The organism is Deinococcota bacterium, from assembly GCA_030858465.1.
Taxonomy (GTDB): domain Bacteria; phylum Deinococcota; class Deinococci; order Deinococcales; family Trueperaceae; genus JALZLY01.
Genome location: JALZLY010000287.1, coordinates 1 through 3,541, shown reverse-complemented (window position 1 = coordinate 3,541; position 3,541 = coordinate 1). Strand labels below are relative to the sequence as shown.

Below are 3,541 nucleotides of genomic sequence, written 5' to 3'. Positions count from 1 at the left end.
GGGCACGCCCGAGGTCAAGCTCGGCCTCCTGCCCGGCGCGGGCGGCACGCAGCGTTTGCCGCGGCTCGTCGGCGCCGAAGCGGCGCTCGACATGATCATTACGGGCAGTCCCATCGGGGCCGACAGGGGCCTCGAGCTCGGCTTGATCGACGAGCTTGTAGGGGGCGACCTCTTAGCAGGCGCGCTCCTCTTCGCGAGGAGGGTCGTTGGGGAGGGGAGGCCGCTGCGCAGGGCGAGCGAGCTCGAGGTGAGCACCGCCCGGCCCGCCGAAGAGGTCTTGGCTAGGGCGCGGCGGGAGGCCGCGAAGCGCGCGCGCGGCATGATCGCCCCCCTAAAGTGCATCGACGCGGTCGAGGCCGCGCTCACCCTGCCCTTTGCCGAGGGGCTGAAGCGCGAGCGCGAGCTCTTCATGGAGCTCATGGCTTCCGAGCAATCCAGAGCGCTGCGGCACGTCTTCTTCGCCGAGCGGCAAGCCGCCAAGGTGCCGGGGCTCGCCCCTGACGCCAAGCCCAAGGAGATCCGCCTCGCCGCGGTGATCGGCGCGGGCACGATGGGCGGCGGCATCGCCATGACCTTCGCCAACGCCGGCATTCCCGTCAAGGTGATGGAGACCAGCCAAGACACCCTCGACCGGGGGCTCGGCGTCATCAAAGGCAACTACCGGAGCAGCGTCAGCAAGGGGCGTCTCTCGGCTGAGCGGGCGGCCGAGCGGATGGGCCTCATCGAGGGCGTGCTGGGCTACCAGGCCACCAGCGAGGCCGACATCGTCGTCGAAGCCGTCTTTGAGGACCTGGACCTGAAAGGGCAGGTTTTCAGGGCGCTCGACGGGGTGCTGAAGCCGGGGGCGATCCTGGCGACGAACACCTCGACGCTCGATGTCGACGCCATCGCCGCGGTCACCTCACGCCCCGAGGCGGTGGTGGGAACCCACTTCTTCAGCCCCGCCAACGTCATGAAGCTCCTGGAGATCGTCCGCGCCGCCAAGACCTCGGACGAGACACTGCAAACGGCCACCCTGCTGGCCAAGACCTTGGGCAAGGTTCCGGTGGTGGTCGGCGTCTGCGACGGCTTCGTTGGCAACCGCATGGTTCACAAGTACCTGCGCGAGGCCTTTTTTCTGATCGAAGACGGCGCCCTGCCGCAGCAGGTCGACAGGGTGATGACCGGCTTTGGCCTGGCGATGGGCCCCTTCGCCATGAGTGACCTCGCCGGTCTCGACGTCGGCTACCGCATCCGGCAGGCGCAAGCGGCCAAACGACCAGCCTATGAGCGCTACTCGAGCGTCGCCGACAAGCTTGTCGAGCAGGGGCGCCTGGGCCAAAAGACCGGCGCCGGCTTCTACCGCTACGAGCCGGGCAACCGCACGCCCCTTCCCGACCCCGAGGTCGAGCGCCTCATCCTCGAGCACTCGAGGAGGCTCGGCATCCGACGCCGGGACTTTAGCGACGAGGAGATCTTGAAGCATCTCATGTACGCGCTCGTCAACGAGGGCGCGAAGATCCTGGCCGAGGGCGTCGCGCGGCGGGCCGGCGACATCGACGTGATCTACGTTTACGGCTACGGCTTCCCGGCGCACCGGGGCGGCCCCATGTTCTACGCCAGCCGCACCGGTCTGGACGAGGTCTACGCCAACATAAACCGTTTTCACCAGGAGTATGGCGATATCTGGAAGCCGGCGCCGCTGCTCGCCGCGCTGGCGCAAGAGGGCAAGACCTTTACGGACTACGACGACGAGCGCCGGTGAGCGCCGGTGAGCGCCGTGTCCGGAAAAAGAGGCCGCGACGATGCTTGACAGCCCGGCTAGCCGCGGACTACGCTGACTTGCTGCTCGCCGGCCTGGCTCGAGAACCTGCGGAAGGCAAGGGGCAGCCCAGGTGACGTGCGCGCCCGAGCGTCTTCCAGCACGAAAAACGCGCGTCGGTCACCGTCCATGAGGAGAACGCCATGTCCCTAGCGCCGGATACCCTTCAGCAGCTCATCTTGACCTTGCGCAGGTTCGTACGCGACAAACTCGTACCCCTGGAAGCCACCGTCGAAGAGAGCGACGACGTCCCGGAAAGGACCGTCGAAGCCATGCGCGAGCTCGGTCTTTTCGGCCTCTCCATCCCCGAGACGTACGGCGGGCTCGGCTTGAGCATGCTCGAGGAAACCCTCGTCATGCAGGAGGTCGGCTACACCAGCTCGGCGTTTCGCGGCGTCTTCGCGACCAACGTGGGCATCGGTTCCCAGGGCATCCTCATCGACGGCACGGAAGAACAAAAACAGCACTACCTGCCGCGGCTCGCCAGCGGCGAACTCATCGGCTCCTTTGCCCTGACCGAACCCGATTACGGCTCGGACGCGGCCAACATCCAGACCAGGGCTACTCGTGACGGCGACGACTACCTTCTAAACGGCACCAAGCGCTACATTACCAACGCGCCCCGCGCCGACGTCTTCACCGTCATGGCGCGCACCGGCAGGCCCGAGGACGGCGCCGGCGGTGTGTCCGCCTTTATCGTGGAGGCAGGCATCCCCGGCATCACGCTCGGCGCGCCGGACAAAAAGATGGGCCAGCGCGGCACCAAGACCTGTGACGTCATCTTCGAGAACGCCCGCGTTCCCGCCCACAACCTGATTGGCGGCAAAGAAGGGCAGGGCTTCAAAACCGCCATGAAGGTCCTCGACCGGGGCCGGCTAAACATCGCCGCCACTTCGGTAGGGACCGCCAAGCGCCTCATCGACGAGAGCCTGAACTACGCCACCACCCGCAAACAGTTCGGTACCGAAATCGCCAACTTCCAGCTTATCCAGGCCATGCTGGCCGACAGCCAGACCGAGTCCTACGCCGGAAAGTGCATGGTCGAAGCGACCGCCCACCTTTTCGACGAGGGCAAAGCCATCGCCATGGAAGCCGCCTGCTGCAAGCTCCACTGCACGGAGATGCTGGGACGCGTGGCCGACCGGGCCGTACAGATCCACGGTGGCGCGGGTTACATCGCCGACTATCCGGTCGAACACTTCTACCGCGACGTGCGCCTGCTCAGGCTCTATGAGGGCACCTCACAGATCCAGCAACTCGTCATCGCCAAAAACCTCATCCGCAACGGCGCGAGGTGAGCGCCGTGCTTGGCAACCGCTAGAGCAGCTCCTCCGGCCTGAAGAAGATGCCGATCTCGCGCTCGGCGGTCTCGGGCGCGTCCGAGCCGTGGGCCACGTTTTCGTCGATGGTGCTGGCGAAGTCGCCGCGGATGGTGCCGGGCAGGGCGTCCTTGGGGTTGGTCGCGCCCATCATCTTGCGCCACTCGAGGATGGCGTTCTCGCCCTCGACGACCATCGCCACCACCGGGCCGCTGGTGATAAAGGAGACCAGACCCTCGAAAAAGGGCTTGCCCCGGTGCTCGCCGTAGTGCCTCTCGGCGGTCTCGCGGGGGATGTGCATGAGCTTCATGGCGACGATCTTAAAGCCCTTGTTCTCGAGCCTGCCGACCACTTCGCCGACGAGGCCGCGCTTGACGCCGTCGGGCTTGACCATCGCGTAGGTGCGTTCGGTTGCCATAAC

The 3,541-nt window shown here is 66.3% G+C and carries 3 protein-coding genes; 2 read left to right on the top strand and 1 reads right to left on the bottom strand.

Going from position 1 to position 3,541, the window contains the following annotated elements; all coding sequences use genetic code 11:
* Window positions 1-1,744, top strand: a 1,744-nt coding sequence (locus M3498_14350) for a 3-hydroxyacyl-CoA dehydrogenase NAD-binding domain-containing protein (GenBank protein MDQ3460459.1), incomplete at its 5' end; no start/stop codon positions are given.
* 200 nt (window positions 1,745-1,944) lie between these two features.
* Complete coding sequence (locus tag M3498_14345) at window positions 1,945-3,099, top strand: acyl-CoA dehydrogenase family protein (protein ID MDQ3460458.1); 1,155 nt, start codon at window positions 1,945-1,947, stop codon at window positions 3,097-3,099.
* Between the two features lie 19 nt (window positions 3,100-3,118).
* On the opposite strand, the gene ndk is transcribed toward M3498_14345, so the two are convergent.
* Entirely contained in the window at window positions 3,119-3,538 is a 420-nt protein-coding gene (gene ndk, locus M3498_14340; protein ID MDQ3460457.1) for a nucleoside-diphosphate kinase, read from the bottom strand.
* Between the last annotated feature and the right edge of the window lie 3 nt (window positions 3,539-3,541).